This is a genomic window from Komagataeibacter xylinus NBRC 15237 (genome assembly GCF_001571345.1).
GTDB classification, from domain to species: Bacteria; Pseudomonadota; Alphaproteobacteria; order Acetobacterales; family Acetobacteraceae; genus Komagataeibacter; species Komagataeibacter xylinus.
Map to the genome: position 1 here is coordinate 1 of NZ_BCTP01000134.1, position 917 is coordinate 917.

The following is a 917-nucleotide window of genomic DNA, read 5'->3' on the forward strand; positions in this document are numbered from 1 at the left end:
GAGCCTGAATCAGAAAGCGGTTTGATTGATTTTTCGCAGAACTCTGCGGATATGGGCAATCATCAACCACGCGTGGGATGAAGAGATTGTTGCCTCGACATCCTTCGTGAGGCGACGGCAGCGTCCGAGCCATGCAAAGCTGCGCTCCACGATCCAGCGTTTGGGCAGGACGACGAAGCCTTCGGCCCGATCGCTACGCTTGACGATCTCGATCGTCCATCGGCCGAGTTCAGCCAGCGCACCACGCAACTTCTCGCCGGCATACCCGCCGTCACCGATCAGATGGCGAAGCCAGGGAAACAATGAGCGTATTCTGGTCGCTACCAGCGGCGCGCCATCACGATCCTGAATGTCGGCGGGATGCACGACGGCTGCCACGACATGACCCAGCGTATCGGTCGTGATATGCCGCTTGCGGCCCCTGATCTTCTTGCCCGCGTCATAACCGCGTGGACCGCCGTTTTCAGCAGTTTTAACCGACTGGCTGTCAATAATGCCTACCGAAGGCGTGGCGTCTCGCCCGTCCTGCTCACGCGACAGGATCACGAGAATATGGTTTATCGCTTCCCATCGTCCCTCGCGGATCCAACGGTAGAAATAGCCCTGCACGGTCGTGAAGGCGGGAAAATGACGAGGCAATTGTCGCCACTGGCAACCCGTAGTGACGATATAGAGGATCGCCTCCATGACCCGGCGCAAATCCGTACGTCGTGGTCTCCCCAGTCGTTTCTTCTCGGGCATCAAAGGCGCAATCAGCGCCCACTCCGCATCGCGAAGGTCGCTTGCATACTCCAGGTCGTCCCGGCGATACTGCGCGCGGGTGATTTCAGTCCAGGCCATCTTGATCTCATCAGGTTATCGCAAACCCATGAATCATAATCCACTGAAATCACTCAACTCATTTTCGGTCAGACACT

At 57.4% G+C, this 917-nt stretch carries 1 protein-coding gene; it reads right to left on the reverse strand.

The features are described from left to right. Positions 1-9 precede the first annotated feature (9 nt). The gene (locus GXY01S_RS16750; RefSeq protein ID WP_035366909.1) at positions 10-840 is read right to left on the reverse strand and encodes an IS5-like element IS1032 family transposase; all 831 of its coding nucleotides are present in this window, start codon (positions 838-840) and stop codon (positions 10-12) included. Positions 841-917 lie beyond the last annotated feature (77 nt).

Excerpts from the sequence above, each read along its gene's own strand:
- GXY01S_RS16750 (WP_035366909.1), bottom strand. The coding sequence starts at position 840 with ATGGCCTGGACTGAAATCACCCGCGCGCAGTATCGCCGGGACGACCTG.